The sequence below is a fragment of the Bisbaumannia pacifica genome, assembly GCF_007989625.1.
GTDB lineage: Bacteria > Pseudomonadota > Gammaproteobacteria > Pseudomonadales > Halomonadaceae > Bisbaumannia > Bisbaumannia pacifica.
The window spans coordinates 36,171-53,384 of record NZ_BJUK01000015.1 but is presented as its reverse complement, the minus strand read 5'-3'; the positions used below and the strand labels follow the sequence as shown (position 1 = coordinate 53,384).

16 protein-coding genes are annotated in these 17,214 nt (G+C 65.6%); 11 read left to right on the top strand and 5 right to left on the bottom strand.

Features of this window, described 5'->3' with window-relative positions; genetic code table 11:
• From HPA02_RS08370 to HPA02_RS08350, 6 genes are all read left to right on the top strand, one after another.
• Window positions 1-1,326 (top strand): cobyrinic acid a,c-diamide synthase CobB, encoded by a 1,326-nt coding sequence (locus tag HPA02_RS08370; protein WP_146802724.1) that lies wholly within the window; start codon window positions 1-3, stop codon window positions 1,324-1,326.
• A 13-nt stretch (window positions 1,327-1,339) separates the two neighbouring features.
• Window positions 1,340-1,945, top strand: a complete 606-nt coding sequence (cobO, locus tag HPA02_RS08365; RefSeq protein WP_146802723.1) for a cob(I)yrinic acid a,c-diamide adenosyltransferase — start codon at window positions 1,340-1,342, stop codon at window positions 1,943-1,945.
• A gap of 721 nt (window positions 1,946-2,666) precedes the next feature.
• Complete coding sequence (locus tag HPA02_RS08360) at window positions 2,667-2,852, top strand: hypothetical protein (RefSeq protein WP_146802722.1); 186 nt, start codon at window positions 2,667-2,669, stop codon at window positions 2,850-2,852.
• Window positions 2,852-3,025 carry a hypothetical protein gene (locus HPA02_RS18215; RefSeq protein WP_186809958.1) on the top strand — a complete coding sequence of 58 codons (174 nt, stop codon included), beginning with the start codon at window positions 2,852-2,854 and terminating at the stop codon, window positions 3,023-3,025. The genes HPA02_RS08360 and HPA02_RS18215 overlap by 1 nt, the downstream gene beginning before the upstream one ends.
• A 187-nt stretch (window positions 3,026-3,212) precedes the next feature.
• Window positions 3,213-4,253, top strand: coding sequence for a RelA/SpoT domain-containing protein (locus tag HPA02_RS08355; RefSeq protein ID WP_186809957.1), 1,041 nt, complete (start codon window positions 3,213-3,215; stop codon window positions 4,251-4,253).
• Between the two features lie 295 nt (window positions 4,254-4,548).
• Window positions 4,549-6,012, top strand: coding sequence for a cobyric acid synthase (locus HPA02_RS08350; RefSeq protein ID WP_146802720.1), 1,464 nt, complete (start codon window positions 4,549-4,551; stop codon window positions 6,010-6,012).
• A 194-nt stretch (window positions 6,013-6,206) separates the two neighbouring features.
• Here the strand turns inward: HPA02_RS08350 and HPA02_RS08345 are convergent, their stop codons facing one another.
• The 4 genes from HPA02_RS08345 to HPA02_RS08330 form a co-directional block, all read right to left on the bottom strand.
• Window positions 6,207-7,451, bottom strand: a complete 1,245-nt coding sequence (locus HPA02_RS08345) for a NupC/NupG family nucleoside CNT transporter (protein ID WP_146802719.1) — start codon at window positions 7,449-7,451, stop codon at window positions 6,207-6,209.
• 154 nt (window positions 7,452-7,605) lie between these two features.
• Window positions 7,606-8,343 carry an OmpA/MotB family protein gene (locus HPA02_RS08340; RefSeq protein WP_146802718.1) on the bottom strand — a complete coding sequence of 246 codons (738 nt, stop codon included), beginning with the start codon at window positions 8,341-8,343 and terminating at the stop codon, window positions 7,606-7,608.
• Entirely contained in the window at window positions 8,336-9,145 is an 810-nt protein-coding gene (locus HPA02_RS08335) for a motility protein A (protein WP_146802717.1), read from the bottom strand. The genes HPA02_RS08340 and HPA02_RS08335 overlap by 8 nt, the downstream gene beginning before the upstream one ends.
• Before the next feature lie 82 nt (window positions 9,146-9,227).
• Window positions 9,228-9,980, bottom strand: a complete 753-nt coding sequence (locus tag HPA02_RS08330) for a glycerophosphodiester phosphodiesterase family protein (protein ID WP_146802716.1) — start codon at window positions 9,978-9,980, stop codon at window positions 9,228-9,230.
• A gap of 176 nt (window positions 9,981-10,156) precedes the next feature.
• Here HPA02_RS08330 and HPA02_RS08325 point away from each other — a divergent pair, with 176 nt between their 5' ends.
• Window positions 10,157-10,744 (top strand): hypothetical protein, encoded by a 588-nt coding sequence (locus HPA02_RS08325; protein WP_146802715.1) that lies wholly within the window; start codon window positions 10,157-10,159, stop codon window positions 10,742-10,744.
• An 88-nt stretch (window positions 10,745-10,832) separates the two neighbouring features.
• Window positions 10,833-11,810 carry an NADPH:quinone reductase gene (locus HPA02_RS08320; protein WP_146802714.1) on the top strand — a complete coding sequence of 326 codons (978 nt, stop codon included), beginning with the start codon at window positions 10,833-10,835 and terminating at the stop codon, window positions 11,808-11,810.
• 290 nt (window positions 11,811-12,100) lie between these two features.
• Here the strand turns inward: HPA02_RS08320 and HPA02_RS08315 are convergent, their stop codons facing one another.
• Window positions 12,101-12,985: a MurR/RpiR family transcriptional regulator gene (locus HPA02_RS08315; protein WP_146802713.1), complete on the bottom strand. Its 885-nt coding sequence runs from the start codon at window positions 12,983-12,985 to the stop codon at window positions 12,101-12,103.
• A 343-nt stretch (window positions 12,986-13,328) separates the two neighbouring features.
• On the opposite strand from HPA02_RS08315, the gene HPA02_RS08310 reads away from it, so the two are divergent.
• Genes HPA02_RS08310 through HPA02_RS08300 form a run of 3 tightly spaced genes read left to right on the top strand, consistent with a single transcriptional unit; the run spans window position 13,329 to window position 17,117 of the window.
• Complete coding sequence (locus HPA02_RS08310) at window positions 13,329-14,117, top strand: enoyl-CoA hydratase/isomerase family protein (protein ID WP_146802712.1); 789 nt, start codon at window positions 13,329-13,331, stop codon at window positions 14,115-14,117.
• Between the two features lies 1 nt (window position 14,118).
• Complete coding sequence (locus HPA02_RS08305) at window positions 14,119-16,323, top strand: acetate--CoA ligase family protein (RefSeq protein WP_146802711.1); 2,205 nt, start codon at window positions 14,119-14,121, stop codon at window positions 16,321-16,323.
• Window positions 16,320-17,117, top strand: coding sequence for an enoyl-CoA hydratase-related protein (locus tag HPA02_RS08300; RefSeq protein WP_146802710.1), 798 nt, complete (start codon window positions 16,320-16,322; stop codon window positions 17,115-17,117). Before HPA02_RS08305 ends, HPA02_RS08300 begins: the two co-directional genes overlap by 4 nt.
• The last annotated feature ends 97 nt before the right edge of the window (window positions 17,118-17,214 follow it).

Genomic DNA, 17,214 nt, shown 5'->3' with positions numbered 1-17,214 from the left:
ATGGCATCCCTGATTCGTGGCACCGCCCACGCCGCCCTGATCTCCGCGCCCGGCTCCGGCCAGGGCAAGTCCATGGTGACCGCGGCCCTGGCCCGGTTGCACCGCAATGCCGGCCGCCGCGTGCGGGTCTTCAAGCACGGTCCCGACTACCTGGACCCCATGCTTCAGGAGATCGCCTCCGGGGCGCCGGTCTATCAACTGCATCCCTGGATGACCGGCGAGGCGGAGTGCCGCTGGCGTTTGGCCCAGGCCGCTGCCGAGGCGGATGTGGTGCTGGTGGAGGGCTCCATGGGGCTCTTCGATGGCGACCCCTCCAGCGCCGACCTGGCGATGCTCGCCGGCCTGCCGGCGCTGCCGGTGATCGACGCCTGGGGCATGGCCCAGACCTTCGGCGCCGTGGCCCAGGGGCTAGCCAACTTCCACCCGGGGCTGGCCATCCACGAGGTGATCGCCAACCGGGTCGGCAGCCCCGGCCATGCCCGGCTGCTCGACGAGAGCATGCCGGAGGGACTGTCGCTGCTGGGCGCCATTCCGCGTCACGAGGCCATGGCGATTCCCGACCGTCACCTGGGCCTGGTACAGGCCGAGGAGCTGGAAGGCCTCGACCAGCAGTTGGATGCCGCCGCCAGGGTGCTGGAAGAGGCGGGGCTAGATCGCCTGCCGGCCCTGGTGACCCTGGAAGCCGAGGCGCCGCCCGCGCCACCGCGGCTGTTGGCGGGGCGGCGCATCGCCGTGGCCCGGGATGCCGCCTTCGCCTTCCTCTATCGCGGCAACCTGGAACTGCTCGAGGCCATGGGCGCCGAGCTCGCCTTCTTCTCGCCGCTGCGTGATCACGCCCTGCCGGAGTGCGATGCCCTTTGGCTACCGGGCGGCTACCCGGAACTGCATGGGGCGCGGCTCGCCGCCAACACCGGCCTGGGCGAGGCGATTCGTGCCCACCATGGCGCCGGTAAGCCGATTCTGGCCGAGTGCGGCGGCCTGATGGCCTGCATGGAGCGCCTGGTGGGTGGAGAGGGGGCCGCGCATACCATGTTTGGCCTGCTGCCGGGGGAAGCGCGCCTGGCCGGGCGGCTACAGGGCATCGGCCTGCAGTCGCTTTCCACCGAGCGCGGCGAACTACGCGGCCATACCTATCACCACTCGACGCTGACCACCGAACAAGCCCCCTGGGCCCATACCCGGCGCCTGGCGGGTAGCGAGGCGGAGGCGGTCTACCGCCAGGGCAGCCTCACCGCCAGCTATTTCCACGGCTATTTTCCTTCTGCCCCGCAGGCAGTGGCCGCCCTGTTTCGGGGCGAGCCGCTCACGCCTACCCCATCCCTGTGATTCGGAGCCTACGATGAAAAAGGTCGACCCCCAGCGCCATGCCGAGCGCATGGCCATCAAGCAGAAAATCATGAACGAGCGCATCGACGCCGCCGACAAGGACCAGGGCGTGCTGCTGGTGCTGACCGGCCCCGGCAAGGGCAAGAGCAGCTCCGGTTTCGGCATGCTGGCCCGGGCCCTGGGCCACGGCATGAAGGTGGGCGTGGTGCAGTTTATCAAGGGCGCCTTCAGCACCGGCGAGGAGGCCTTCTTCCGCGACCTGCCCAACGTGGAGTACCACGTGATGGGCGAGGGCTACACCTGGGACACCCAGGACCGGGAGCGCGACGTCCAGACCGCCGAGGCGGCCTGGGAGGTGGCGAGCCGCATGCTGAGCGACCCGAGCTTCGATATGGTGCTGCTCGACGAGCTCAATATCGCCCTGCGCTACGAGTACCTGAACCTCGACCGGGTACTCGACGACCTCCAGGCCCGCCCGGCCATGCAGCACGCCATCGTCACCGGCCGCTATGCCCCCGAGGCACTGATCGAACTGGCCGACACCGTCACCGAGATGAAAGTGGTCAAGCACGCCTTCAAGGACCAGGGCGTCAGGGCCCAGAAGGGTGTCGAACTCTAAGCCCCAGTCTGATAAGCCAAGGCACCATCTGGGATACGCAAGCGCACGGGGCAGGGTGGGGGAGTCCTACCCAAGGCCTACCGAAAGCCCCGTGCTGCGCTGTCCATACCCTCCCATGATTCCCTCCCGGCGCTGCCTCCTCAGCGCCCGATACCGCCCCCGCCAGAGAAGCCGACCAGTTCCTCAAGCCGTGAGCCATAAGAAAACTCAAGATTCGAGTGGCCAAGCCGAAGTCATCTTTAGTAGGTTGAATGCTAAGGGATATGACTGGCCGGGATGCTGGTATCGCCACTGGGCGACCGTGGTAACCCCGCAGCCAAGGAGGTGGCGCCACGCGATACCGCCCTGGCGGTAGCGTGCCCGCAGATTGGAAAGACCATATCGGAGCAGGGCAGGGGCTTGCGGTTAGCTGATCTCGGCCCAGAGCGCCTGTTCCGAAAAATGCAGCAGGCACGCTCACCGGTGTTATGCAGCATGCGCGTTGATTAGTGTTATGTAGCCGAGCTATTCTTAATTTTATGATTTTTCAGTGAGTTACAGCTGTTTTTCCGCGCGGCATAACATTATTGAACGAGCAGGCATGTTCATCCCATATCAGAACGTGCAGTCTAATACCTGTTAGCTGCTCAATCCTCGTAAAGTTTCATTCCTGCACTTGAAATCTGAAAATTCATCCCCATATCACTGTTTTGGCCAAAATAGCTTGGGGAAGTAGACGAAAATGTCAGAGCAGTACGATATGAAGAGACAGCAAAGAGTCTCTTTCAGTGAAGAAGAGGCAGAGAGAATCAACGCTGCCCTTGATATAATGAAGGAATGCACCGGTAAAGATGTAACTCCCAACAAGTTCATCAAGGCATCCACAGTTTCGAGAGCTAAGGCTATCAATGAAGGGAGCGGTAAGTAATGAGCAAGAGAGTGAACAAGCACCGGGTGCAAGCAGGAAAAACTTATAAAGTGACTTTTGGTGTCAATCAGACCCAAAAGATAAACAAAGCAGCTAATGCTGTTGACGAAACACCACAGAAGTTTCTGAAAACGGCTACAGCTGATAAAGCAAAAGCTATTACTGGAGAGTAAAAACCTCACTTGACTAAGTTAAACGACTCTATTTTTCTACAATCATAGGGTCGTTGTTTCATCTTTAGTTCATCTCATGCTCTCTGTGCAAACATATTCATAGCCAACAACCAAGCAGCTAACAAGCAAATCCAGGTGACGCCTACGGCGCACCTGATTTGGGCGTTAGCCTTTGATGAGTAAATATATGAAGTGGATCGAGCCAAAATATTCAAAAGAGCGCGTCAAAAGGGCTGGGGCAAGCCTGTTGACCGCGGAAGTTGATAGTGACGAATTTCAAGAAGCTGTTCCTGTATTTTACAATTGGAGATCTTCTCATGCATTCCCAATGCAAATAATGCTTGATTTGCTTAGAAAAAATACTATAAAAATAGACAAGAATGCTTTAGTTGTTCAACGCTTAAAAAGGGTCCCCTCGATTTTTCAAAAGCTAGTCCGTGAGAAAAATATGAGCCTAAGCAGGATGCAAGATATAGCAGGATGTAGGGCCGTTGTCGCAGATATTCGAAAGGTCAATAAAGTCTATAACTCTCTTAAGAACAGCCGCACGAAAAATGTGCTTCATAAACAAAACAATTATATTGAAAAACCTAAGCCGTCTGGATATCGAGGAATACATTTAGTTTACAAGTATAACGGTAGGAAAAAGCCTTTTGTAGGTATGCAGGTTGAACTTCAAATTCGAAGCAAAGTTCAGCATTCATGGGCAACAGCGGTTGAAGTAGTGGGGGCTTTTACCAAACAGGCTTTGAAAGCAAGTGCAGGGGACCCAAGATGGCTTGAGTTATTTCGAGTCATTAGTGCCGAGTTTGCGAAACTAGAAAATTGTAAGGTTGATCCATTTTACGTAGATAAGGACACCTTCAGTGAAATGGATGGTCTTATTAAAGAGTTGGATTTATTTGAAAAGCTTTCAGCATTCAAAGTCGCAACAAGCACATTGACCTCATCTTCCCAGAAGGGCGCAGGTTATTTTGTATTACTTCTTGATACATCAGAGCGAGTCGTCGAGTATTATAGATATAATAAAGATCAACTTGGAGTCGCAACCAGTCACTATGATGATCTAGAGGTTGAGCATAAAAATGATACCGCAAAGGATGTAGTACTAGTTTCGGCGGCGTCAGTGAGAGACCTAAAAAGGGCGTATCCTAACTATTTTGCGGATACGAATGAATTTGAGAAAAATGTCAAGAAGGTTTATGAGGCTAACAAACGCGTTAATTAGGACGCTCGCAAGCTCGCGCCTATTACGCGGGCGTTAAACCTGTATACGCCCGATCATCTCAGCCATTTCCACCTTTTCTCTTTCACCACGGGTAAGCTCCAGGTTAGCCCCTCTTGAGCGGCCCGCTCTCCTCGGGACAGGCCTTCCCTCTATGCCCGAACCTTGGCGGCATGGCGCTCAAGATAGGTTGCCGGTGCGATTTGCATCGGGGCCTCCGTCGGGGGTGTGGCAGGTGGTACCGTAGTGCCCTTTTAGGGGCACAGGCATTGACCAGCAGCGAGGGGCGGCAATTCGCATGGCGACACTGATGATCCAGGGCACCACCTCGGATGCGGGCAAGAGCACGGTGGTGGCGGGGCTGTGCCGGGCGCTGGCCCGGCGCGGGGTGTCGGTGGCGCCCTTCAAGCCGCAGAACATGGCGCTCAATAGCGCGGTGACGGTGGATGGCGGTGAGATCGGCCGCTCCACGGCGCTGCAGGCGCTGGCGGCGGGCGTCGAGCCCCATAGCGATATGAACCCGGTGCTGCTCAAGCCGGAGAGCGACCGGGGCGCCCAGGTGATCCTGCGCGGCCAAGTGCATGGCCATATGGATGCCCTGGACTACCACGCCTACAAGCGCGAGGCGAAGGCCTCCATGCTGGCGGCCTGGGAGGCGTTGTCGAGTCGTTATGACGTGATCATCGCCGAGGGGGCGGGAAGCCCGGCGGAGATCAACCTGCGCGCCAACGATATCGCCAATATGGGCTTCGCCGAGGCGGTGGACTGCCCGGTGCTGCTGGTGGGGGATATCGACCGGGGCGGGGTCTTCGCCCAGTTGGTGGGGACCCTGGCGCTACTCAGCGAGAGCGAGCGCTTACGCACCCGGGGCTTTATCATCAATCGCTTCCGCGGCGATATCGCGCTGCTCGAGCCGGGGCTCGACTGGCTGGAACACCATACCGGCAAGCCGGTACTGGGGACCCTGCCTTACCTGCAGGGCCTGCTGCTGGACGCCGAGGACAGCCTGGGCCTGTCGGGCCGCCAGGCCGGCGAGCCGGCGCTGCGCGTGGTGGTGCCGGCGCTGCCGCGGATCAGCAACCATAACGACTTCGATCCCCTGCGGCTGCATCCGCGGGTCGAACTCACCTTCGTGGGGCCGGATCGCCCGATACCGCCCGCCGACCTGATCATCCTGCCCGGCAGCAAGAGCACCCGCTCGGACCTCGCCTGGCTGCGCGCCCAGGGCTGGGAGGGCGCCATCCGCCGCCATCTGCGCTATGGCGGTAAGCTGCTGGGGATCTGCGGCGGCTTCCAGATGCTGGGGCGGGTCATCGAGGATCCCGAGGGCCGCGATGGCCCGCCCGGCAGCAGCGAGGGGCTGGGGCTGCTCGACTTCACGACCCGCATGGGTGCGGCCAAGCAGCTGCGCAACGTCAGTGGGCGCTTGCTTGCCTCGGGGGCGAGGCTGGCCGGCTACGAGATCCACCATGGGGTCAGCGAGGGGCCGGCGCTGGCCCGGCCGCTCTGCGAGCTCGACGGGCAGCCCGATGGCGCGATCGGCGAGGATGGCCAGGTGCTGGGCACCTACCTGCATGGCCTCTTCGATCAGGCCGAGGCCTGCGCGGCCCTGCTGGCCCTCTGTGGGCTGGAGGGCGAGGGCGATACCTTGAGCGATACCCCGGACTATGTCGCCCATCGTCAACGCGACCTGGACCGGCTGGCGGATAGCCTGGAGGAGTGTCTGGACATGGCGGCCATCGAGGCGCTGGTATCCCGCTAGCCTGGCTGAATCGCCGGACAAGAACTGCCGAACGCACAAGGCCCGCCAATTGGCGGGCCTTGTGCGTAGTAAGGGCTTACTGGAGGGCTCGCCTAGCGCGAGAGGAAAAGCCCGGCCAGGGCGGCGTTTACCAGATAAGCCAGGTTGGCCAGGGTGCCTGGCCCTGCGGTATCAAGGGCGGGGCCAGGACTGAACTAGAGCGAGAGGAAGAGCCCGGCCAGGGCGGCGCTCATCAAATTGGCCAGGGTGCCGGCGGCCACCGCCTTGAGGCCCAGGCGGGCGATATCGCTGCGCCGGTTGGGAGCCATCAGCCCCAGGCCCCCCATCAGGATGGCGATGGAGCCTAGGTTGGCGAAGCCGCACAGGGCGAAGACCACGATGGCCTGGCTATGCGGGCTCAGCTCGCCCTCATGGGTGGCCAGGTCGGCGAAGGCGACGAACTCGTTGAGGATGATCTTCTCGCCGATAAAGCTGCCGGCCAGCACCGCCTCCTCCCAGGGGATGCCGATCAAGAAGGCGATGGGCGCGAACAGCCAGCCGAGGATCAACTCCAGGGTCAGATCGCCGTAGCCGACCAGGCCGCCCACCCAGCCCAGCAGGTTGTTGGCCAGGGCGATCAGGGCGATAAAGGCCAGCAGCATGCCGCCCACGTTGATGGCCAACTGCACCCCGGAGGCGGCGCCATTGGCGGCGGCCTCGATCACGTTGGCGGGTTGTTCCTCCTTGGGGGTCTCCAGCACCTCGTCGATGCCCTGGGTCTGGGTGCGGGTCTCCGGCACCAGCATCTTGGCCATCAGCAGGCCCCCGGGGGCGGCCATAAAGGAGGCCGCCAGCAGGTACTCCAGGGGAATGCCCATGGCCGCATAGCCGCCCAGCACGCTACCGGCCACCGAGGCCAGGCCCCCCACCATCACCGCGAACAGCTCCGAGCGGGTCATGCCGCCGATAAAGGGACGCACCGTCATCGGCGCCTCGGTCTGGCCGACGAAGATATTGGCCGACGCCGAGAGCGACTCGGTGCGCGAGGTGCCCAAGAGCTTTTGCAGGGCGCCGCCGATCAGGTTGATCAGCCAGCGCATGATGCCCAGGTGGTAGAGCACGGCGATCAGCGAGGAGAAGAAGACGATGATCGGCAGCACCCGCAGGGCGAAGACGAAGCCGCCGCCGCCGAACAGCTCGAACATCTCGTCGCTGACCAGGCCGGCGAACATGAAGTTCATGCCCGCCTGGGCGCTGTCGATCACCGCCTGGACGCCCCGGGTCAGGCCCAGCAGCAGGCTCTGGCCGAAGGGAATATAAAGCACGAAGAGCCCGAGCCCCGCCTGAATGGCCAGGGCGCCGAAGACGGTGCGTGGGCGGATGGCGCGGCGATTCTCGGAGAGCAGGAAGGCCAGTAAGAGGACGGTAAGCACACCGACCAGGCCCATCAGGGTTTGCATGGGAGGCTCCAGTTGACCAGGGAGAGCGGGTGAAGGGCGCGTACCTTAGCGCAAAATCGTCGGACTTTGCAGCTATGGCTAGCCTATGCGCCTATCGTCACCCATGCCTCAACGCTGGATTAGCGGGGAGGGGCTCCCCGCCAATCCATCTGGCCTAGTCGGCGGCTTGGGTATGCAGCAGGATTTCCACCCGGCGGTTGGCGGCGCGGCCTTCGGCGCTGGCGTTGTCGGCCAGGGGCCGGGTGTCGGCATAGCCGATGGCGCGCATGCGCGTGGCGTCGATGCCCTGGCGCTCCAGGTCGCGCAGCACGGCGCTGGCCCGGGCGGTGGAGAGCTCCCAGTTGGAGGGGAAGCGCGCCGTGGCGATGGGCACGTTATCCGAATGGCCCTCCACCGAGAGCCGCCCAGGGAAGCTTTCCAGGGTCGGGATCAGCCCGGAGAGCAGCTCGCGGCCCGGCCCGGTCAGGGTGGCGTCGCCGCTGGAGAACAGCAGCTGGTCGTCGATGCGCAGGGTGATGCCCTGTTCGGTCTCGGCCACGCTGACCCCTTCGAGATCGAGCTGCGCCACCGGCTCGCGTCCTGCTTCTTCTCTCGGCAGCAGGCCGCTGCCCAGGGGGCCGGCGACCCGATCGGCGGCCTGCAGGGCGGGAATCGTCAGGCGCGGGGCGCCGGACTCGCTGGCCTCTCCCGACTGCAGGTCGGTCATCGAGAGCAGCAGCACGAAGAGGGTGATCAGCAGCGTCAGCACGTCCAGGTAGCTCATCAGCCAGCTCTCGCCGTCACCATCGCCCCCGCTGCGCTGGGGCAGCAGCTCGGCGGCCTGGGTCGACGGCGTGGGAGGGGGCGGAGGCGGGGCCTCGGGACGCCCCTTCAGGGAGCGTAACTTAGCCATTCTGCGGTGCCTCGTCGGGATCGACGCGACCCTGGTCGCGGATCTCGTCGTGGTGGTGGGCGATAAAGGAGTTCAGCGTTTCCTCGATAAAGGAGGGCAGGCGCCGCTTGCTGATCAGGGCCACCCCCTCCAGCACCATGTTCATGGCGATCAGGCGCTCCTCGGTGCGCCGCTCCAGCTTCACCGCGATGGGCTTGAACACCAGGTTGGCCAGCAGGATGCCGTAGAAGGTGGTGAGCAGGGCCACCGCCATGCGCGGGCCGATCACCTCGAGCTGACCCGCCTCCATCACCTCCAGCATGTTCACCAGCCCCACCAGGGTGCCGATCATGCCGAAGGCCGGGGCATAGGTGGCCATGGTGCGGAAGATCTGCGCCTCGGCCTGCTCCCGGGCGCGCAGCCGGGCGATGCGCCAGCGCAGCAGGTCGAGGATCTCCTCCTCCTTGGTATTGGCGATCACCAGTTGGATGCCGGTGCGCAGGAAGGGGTTGCGGGTCTTGTCCAGGGCCGCCTCCACGGCGCGCACGTCGCCCTTGAACCACAGCCGGGCGATGGCCACCAGCTCCTGGATGTCGTCGCGCATATAGGTGTTCTCGCGACGGAAGACGATGCCCACCAGGCGCACCACCCGCAGCACCTCCTTGAGGGGGTAGCTGATAAAGGTGGCGGCCAGGGTGCCGGTGACGACGATGGCCAGCCCCGGCAGGTTGACAAAGCTCAGCGGCGATTCGGCGGTGAACAGCAAGACGCTGGCCAGCAGCAGGCTGCTGACCAGGATGCCGATGATCGTCGAGGGGTTCATGAACACACTCCATTGCGCAGGGATCGATAGGACCTCTATCGGCAAGGGAGGGGGAAAGTTGAGCCGTCGAAGCTGATCTGGATCAAGTCGTGGCGAGGAAGCGCCGGGGATCGTCGCTGATCACGCTATCCACCCCCCACGCCCAGCAGGGCGCGAAGGCCTGGGGATCGTTGGCGGTGTAGCAGAGCAGCTTGTAGCCGGAGGCCTTGATCGCCCGGGCCCGTTCGGGCTTGAGGCGGGTCCAGTCGGCATGCAGGCTGAAGGCGGCGAAGCGCTCGGCCTCGGCCTGCCAGGCCTTGGGGATCTTCTCGAAGAGCACGCCCAGGCGCAGCCGCTCGGGGTCCGGCACCAGGGCGCGGGCGGTGGCTAGGGCGCGAGCGTCGAAGGAGGAGACGATCAGCCGCTCGGCGGGCAGGGCCTCGAGCAGGCGCGGAATCACCGCCTCGGCCAATGCCACCGAGTCGCGCCCGCGACACACCTTGAGCTCCAGGTTGAGCCCCATGCCCCGGGCCGCCAGCAGGTCGAGCATCTCGGCGAGGGTCGCCATGCGCTCGCCCTGGAAGGCCTCGCCGAACCAGGCGCCCACGTCCAGGGCCTTGGCGGCGGCCAGGTCCAGCTTGTGCAGGCCGCCGCGGCCATTGGAGCAACGCCGCACGCCGCGGTCGTGCCAGATCACCGGGGTGCCGTCGCCCAAGAGCTGCGCGTCCAGCTCGACCCAGTCGATGCCATTGGCGTGGGCGGCGCGCACCGCGCTCAGGGTGTTCTCCGGGGCTTGGGCGGAGAGCCCTCGGTGGGCAATCAGCTGGGGCAGGGCGGGGGACGTGGTCGCGGTCATGGGCTGCTAACCTCTGGGCAGGAGGACCGAAGTGGGCGCCGCTCAGTGTAGCGGGTTCGGCGATGCCTTCGCAGCTCAGGTTAGCGAGCCCCGATGACGCTCCGATGACCGTCGCGGGGGCGGATATGCTAGGCTGCGCGCTTTTCCCGTGAATTCGCCCCGCAAGCGAGGCAGTGATGAAAGTCGTACAAGTCAACGAGAGTGCCCCCCGAGATGCCTGCCTGGCGCGGCTGTGTGCCGAGGTCTACGGCCAGGCGGCGGGGCTGACCCCCCTGGTGCGCTTCGCCGCCACCCGCCGGGTGCTGTTTGCCCAGGAAGCCGCGCGCTTGCTGGCGACGGTGGACGGCGCCGGGCGTCCCCAGGCGCTGGCGCTGCTGGTGCTGGACGCCGCCGGCCAGGGCATGACCCTGACCCTGAGCTGTGCCCTGGACGGGGACGAGGAACCAGACGACCGGGAGGCGCCGCGCCGTGCCCTGATCGCCGAGCTGGCCAGCAAGGCGCCGCTGCGGGTGGAGGCCGAGGACGCCGACGCCGAGGCCTTCTATCGCGACTGCGGCATCACTCGCTGGTTCGCCGGTCGCGACGGCTGGCGTATCGGCCTGGGCGCGCGCCATCCGGCCTCCACCCTGGCCGAGGCCGGGGCGCCCATCGCGGTCGATGATGCCGAGGTGCTGCGTCGCTTCAAGCACGACGCCAAGGGCTTCGAGGAAGAGAAGGAGCGTTTCGTGCAGGGCCTGGCGAGTTTTCCCGAGCACCTGGGCTGAGCGTCGAGCCGCCTTCGGCGACTTGACCGCCGGGCCGTTCGGCGCTTGCATAGACGCACCCATTCGTTAGCCCATTAAGGATTGTCCCATGGCCAAGCGTATCCAGTTCTCCCGCACCGGCGGCCCCGAGGTACTCGAACTCGTCGAGGTGTCCCCCGGCGACCCGGGCCCCGGCGAGGTGCGCGTCAAGAACGCCGCGGTGGGCCTCAATTTTATCGATATCTACTTCCGCACCGGGCTCTATCCGGCGCCGTCGCTGCCCTCGGGCCTGGGCACCGAGGGGGCCGGGGTGGTGGACGCCGTGGGCGAGGGGGTGACCCACCTGGCCGTCGGCGATCGCGTCGCCTATGCCCAGGGCCCCCTGGGGGCCTACGCCGAGCTGCACACCCTGCCCGCCGGTAAGGTGGTCAAGCTGCCCGATGGCATCGACTTCGAGACCGCCGCCGGCTGCATGCTCAAGGGGCTGACGGTGCAGTACCTGATGCGCCAGACCCATGAGCTCAAGGGCGGCGAGACGATCCTCTGGCACGCCGCCGCCGGCGGCGTCGGCTCCATCGCCTGCCAGTGGGCCAGGGCCCTGGGCGTGAAGCTGATCGGCACCGTCAGCTCGCCGGAGAAGGCCGCCCTGGCCGAGAAGAACGGTGCCTGGGCGACCATCGACTATACGAAGGAAGATGTGGTCGAGCGGGTCCGCGAGCTGACCGGGGGGGCCATGTGCGACGTGGTCTACGACTCGGTGGGCAAGGACACCTGGGAGACGTCGCTCGACTGCCTCAAGCCGCGTTCGCTGATGGTCAGCTTCGGCAACGCCTCCGGCGCGGTCACGGGGGTCAACCTGGGGATCCTCAACCAGAAGGGCTCGCTGTTCGTGACCCGCCCCAGCCTCAACGGCTACGCGGACACCCCGGAGCGGCTGCAGGCCATGGCCGACGAGCTCTTCGCCATGCTGGAGAGCGGCAAGATCACCATCGATATCGCCCAGCGCTTCCCCCTGGCCGAGGCGGGCAAGGCTCAGGAGGCCCTGGCCAGCCGCCAGACCACCGGCTCGACCATCCTGCTGCCGTAATCCGCCCGGGCTTCGCCCGCAGCTCGACGGCAGAAGAAACATCGCCCCCATGGCCTTGCCACGGGGGCGATTTTTTCTTTGGCTCTTCGCACTCTGGCGTGAATGCCGCCGTGGGAGCGCGGATTCCGCCGGTCCGACGCTTCGGCGATATCGCCCGAAGGGCGATCCTGGCTTCCACTAGGGGCGACTTCGTCGCCCAATCGCTCGGCACCGCCAAGCTCCCACAATAGCAAGCCGGAGATCGGCCATGCCGTGGCTTCACGCTTCCAGCTCTCGGCGCAGCCGGGGGCCTACTCCAGCTCCACATAGGCGCCGAGGGCGCGCATCCGTGACTCGAAGGTGGTGACGTTATCCACCAGGGCTTCCGGGCCGTAGGCCACGCATTCGGCGAGGATCGCCTCGATCAGGGTGATGGCGGAGAGGATCGACGGGAAGAAGTGCGGCGTGGCGGTGGCGATATTGAAGGTCACCGCGGCGCCGGGCACCAGCGGCGAGCGCAGGGTATCGGTGATCACGATGGCCTCGACGCCGTTGGCCCGGGTGATCTCCAGGGCGCGCACCGTCTCGGCGCAGTAGGGGTCGAAGCCGATCGCCACCACCAGGTCGCCCTCGCCGAAGGGCGCCAGCTCCGTCAGCAGGCCCCCCTCCTGGCCGCGAATCAACTGGATATTGGGCATGGCGATGCGCCCCACGTAGGCGAAGTGGTAGGCGCAGGCGAAGGTGTCGCGGAAGCCCACCACCGCCACCTTGCCAGCCGCCAGCATGCGCTCGGCCGCCTCGCGCACCTTGGCCTGGGTATCGGCGGTGAAGAGCCGGCCGATATTGTCGAAGGCGGTATCCCCCACATCGAGAAACACCTGGTCGTCGGTATTGGCCAGGGCCTTGAGGCTGGAGGCCCGACCCGAGAGCTCGATGGGCCCGGACTGCACCGCTGACTGGAAGATCTCGCGGAACTGCTCGTAGCTGTCGAAGCCCAGCCGCTTGGCCAGCCGCATCAGCGTGGAGGGGGTCACCTGTGCCGCCGTGGCCGACTTGCGGATCGACTGGAAGGCGATCTCCATGGGTTGTTCCAGAACATAGTTGGCCGCCAGCTTGAGCTGGGGGCTGAGTTCGGCGTAGCAGGCGGCCAGGGCCTGATTGACCTCGTCCAGGGATGTCGGGGAGTGTTCTTGCATCCAATTACCTCGTCTGAGCGGTGACGGACCGCGCCGACGCCATGCTGGCCTAGCCAAGGGCGCCTGGCAAGCCGGCGCCCTTACCTTGCCCACCCACCCCCGCTTTTCGTTATCGATGATACGTATGGTTCATTGTGTATTTTTATACGACACAAACGTATTGACTTGCCCTCGAGACTCCCCGTAGCATGCGCCGAAGAAACAGGTGTGTCGCTATTTTCCAATGAATGACACTGATGTTTCATTGACGATGGCTCACCGCCAACGAGGCCGACCGATGATGGCGATCGGCGGCCTCGACGTTATCTCGCCATGCCCAGGCAGGCCCTGCCGAGGAGAGACGATGCAACGCCCCGAGACCCTGATCATCGAGCGCCAGGCGGCGGTGATGGTGATCCGCTTCAATCGCCCCCACCGCCTCAATGCGGTGGTCGAGCCGCTCTACCGGGAGCTGCTGGCGGCCCTGGACGAGGCCGAGCGGGACCCGGAGGTTCGCGCGGTGGTGCTGAGCGGCGAGGGGCGCGCCTTCTGCGTGGGTGCCGATATGAAGGAGCATGGCGCGGCCGGCCGCACCCTGCACCAGCGCCGCGAATACCTGCAGCTGGGCAACGATGTCTGCGAGGCGATCCTGCGCAGCCCGCTGCCGGTGGTCGCCGCGGTCAACGGCTATGCCCTGGGGGCCGGCGCCGAGATGGCGGTGGCCTGCGACTTTATCGTGATGAGCGAGGCGGCCCAGATCGGCTTCCCCGAGGTCGGCATCGGTACCTGCGTGGGCGGCGGCGTCTCTCAGCTGCTGCCCCAGCTGGTGGGCCTGGGCCAGGCCCGGCGCCTGCTCTATACCGGGGTGCGGATCGATGGCGTCGAGGCGGCGCGCCTCGGCCTGGCCAGCCAGGCGGTGCCCGCCGAGGCGCTGATGGATGCGGCCCTGGGCCTGGCCGAGACCCTGAGCCGCCAGGCGCCGATCTCCCTGGCCATGCTCAAGCGCCTGGTCAACCAGGGCAGCCACGAGAGCCTGGAGAGCCAGTTGCAGCAGGAGCTGGACGCGGTCTTCCGCTGCTCCACTACCGCCGACTGGCAGGAGGGCGTGGACGCCTTCGCCGAGAAACGCTCACCGAACTTCCAGGGGTGCTGAGATGAACCGTGCCAACCATCTTGCCAGCCGCAGCCCGCTGCACGACTTCCTCGCCCCCCGCTCGGTGGCCGTGGTGGGGGCCTCCCAGGACCCCACCAAGCGCGGCTACAAGGCCATGGTGGGGCTGGTCAAGCAGGGCTTCCGGGGCGCCATCTATCCCATCAACCCCAAGGCGGAGCAGGTCATGGGGGCCAAGGCCTACGCCTCCCTCGGCGAGCTGCCGGGGCCGGCGGACCTGGCGCTGATCTGCACCCCGGCGACCACGGTGCCGGGGCTGATCCGCGAGTGTGGCGCCGCGGGCGTCAAGGGCGCGGTGATCCTCGCCAGCGGCTTCGGCGAGACCGGCGAGGCCGGCGCCGCCCTGGAGGCGGAGCTGCTCGCCGTGGCCCGGGAGGCCGGGGTGCGGCTGATCGGCCCCAATACCTCCGGGGTCTTCAACCTGCACCACAACCTCAACCTGCTGGCCTTGGACAACGTCAAGCCGGGGGGCGTGGGCATCGTCTCCCAGTCCGGCAACATGCTGCTCTCCCTGGCCCTGGAGGCCCAGCACAACGGTCGGGTCGGCTTCAGCACCTATGTGGGGCCGGGCAACCAGACCGATATCGGTTTCGCCGACTACCTGCGCTACCTGGGCGAGGACGCCCATACCCAGGTGGCCACCCTCTATGTGGAGGGCTTCCAGGACGGTCGCCACTTCCTCGAGGTGGCCCGGGAGGTCACCGCCGCCAAGCCGGTGGTGGTCTACAAATCCGGGGCCACCGAGGCCGGCCAGCGGTCGGCCAGCTCCCATACCGGGGCGCTGGCCGGCAGCTACGCCATGACCGTCGACCTGCTGCGCCAGGCCGGGGTCAGCGTGGTGCAGTACTCCGACGAGATCCTGCCGGTGGCCGAGGGGCTGGAGCTGTTGCAGAAGGCCCGCGGCAAGCGAGTGGCGGTGCTCGCCGACGGCGGCGGCCAGGCGACCATCGCCGCCGACCGCCTGGCCGAGGCGGGGCTGACCCTGGCCACGCTCGCCGAGACCACCCGGGCGCGGCTGGCCGAGATTCTCTTCCCCCAGGCGTCCCTGGCCAACCCGGTGGACGTGGCCGGCAGCAGCGACGCCGACCCACTGGTGCTGGCCCGCTGCATGGAGATCCTCGCCGAGGACGCGGGCGTCGATAGCGTCTTCCTGGTGGGCATGTTCGGTGGCTACAGCATCCGCTTCGCCGACTCGCTGTTGGGCGACGAGATGCGCGGCGCCGAGTCGATGATCGAGCTGGCCCGGCGCGTCGACAAGCCGCTGGTGGTCTACAGCCTCTACGCGCCGATCAAGCCGCCGGCGCTGCGCCGCCTCCACGAGGCGGGGCTGCCGGTCTACTACTCCATCGAGCATGCGGTGCGCGCCCTGGCGGCGCTGGGTGAGCGGGGCGCCTACCTGGCCGCCGATCACGCCCGCCCCGAGGCGCTGGCGCGCCTGCCTGACCCCGAGGCCGCCTTTGCGCGTGCCCGGGCCGAGGGGCGCGACCTGCTGGAGCCGGAGGCCAAGGCGCTGCTGGCCGAGCATGGCATCCGGGTGCCGGAGGAGCGCCTGGTGCGCGACGCCGCCGAGCTGGCCGAGGTGGCCGCCCACTTCGGCACCAGGTCCCTGGCGATGAAGGTGGTCTCCAAGGACATCCTCCACAAGTCCGATGCCGGCGGGGTGCGCCTCGACCTGGTGGGCGAGGCGGCGCTCGTGGAGGCCCATGACGCCATCCTCGCGTCCTGTCGCGCCTATGCCCCGGAGGCCGAGATCGAGGGGGTGCTGGTCACGCCCATGGCGGCCAAGGGGGTGGAGGTGATCATCGGCGTCAGCCGCGACCCCATCTTCGGGCCGGTGCTGATGTTCGGCCTGGGCGGCATCTTCGTGGAGATCCTCGAGGACGTGGCCTTCCGCGCCATTCCGCTGTCGCGGCATGACGCTCGCTCCATGGTGGCCCAGATCAAGGCCAAGAAGCTCTTCGAGGGGGTGCGCGGCGGTGCGGCCATCGATCAAGCGGCCCTGGTCGAGCTGCTGCTGCGCATCTCGCAGCTGGTCGAGGCCTACCCGGAGATCCAGGAGCTCGACCTCAACCCGGTGATCGCCTATGCCTCGGGTTACGCCGTGGTGGACGCCCGGGTTATCGTGGCGAGGGATGGGGCCGACGCCTCGACCGATTCGACAACCCGCACCGAGGAGAACCTCGCATGAGCCTGCCGCCGCTGACGGACGCCCGCCTGACCCTGGAGAACCGGGTGGCCACCCTGACCCTGGATCGCCACGACGTGCGTAACGCCCTCACCGGCACCGCCCTGATCGATGACATCGTCGCCACCGCCGACTGGGTCAACGCCTGCGACGAGGTCTCGGTGCTGGTGATCACCGGCGAGGGCAGCGCCTTCTCCGCCGGCGGCAACGTCAAGGACATGGCCGAGCGGGGCGGCGATTTCGCCGGCAACGTGGCCGAGGTGGCGGAGCGCTACCGCCGCGGCATCCAGCGCATTCCCCTGGCGCTGGCCGCCGTGGAGGTGCCGATCCTCGCCGCGGTCAACGGGCCCGCCATCGGCGCCGGCTTCGACCTGGCCAATATGGCCGATATCCGCATCGCCTCCCGCAAGGCCAAGTTCGGCGAGACCTTCCTCAACCTGGGGATCATCCCCGGCGACGGCGGCGCCTGGCTGATGCAGCGGCTGATCGGCTACCAGCGCGCCTTCGAGCTGACCCTCTCCGGGCGGGTGATCGACGCCGAGGAAGCCAAGGCGTACGGCATCGTGCTGGAGGTGGTCGAGCCCGAGGCGCTGATGGACCGCGTCAATGAACTGGCCGCGCGTATCGCCGCCCAGCCTCCCAAGGCGACCCGGCTGACCAAGCGGCTGATGAAGCTGGCCCAGCGCACCGAGCTCAAGGACTTCCTCGACCTCTGCGCGGTCTTCCAGGGCATGTGCCATAACGAGCCGGAGCACTTGGACGCCGTCAACGCCATGCTGGAGAAACTGGCCAAGTAGCCCTCGCTTCAGGCGTCGACAAGGCCCGGCATTCGCCGGGCCTTGTCGTTGGCCACGAAAAAGCCCCGGCAGTTAGCCGGGGCAAAGGGGTTGCGAG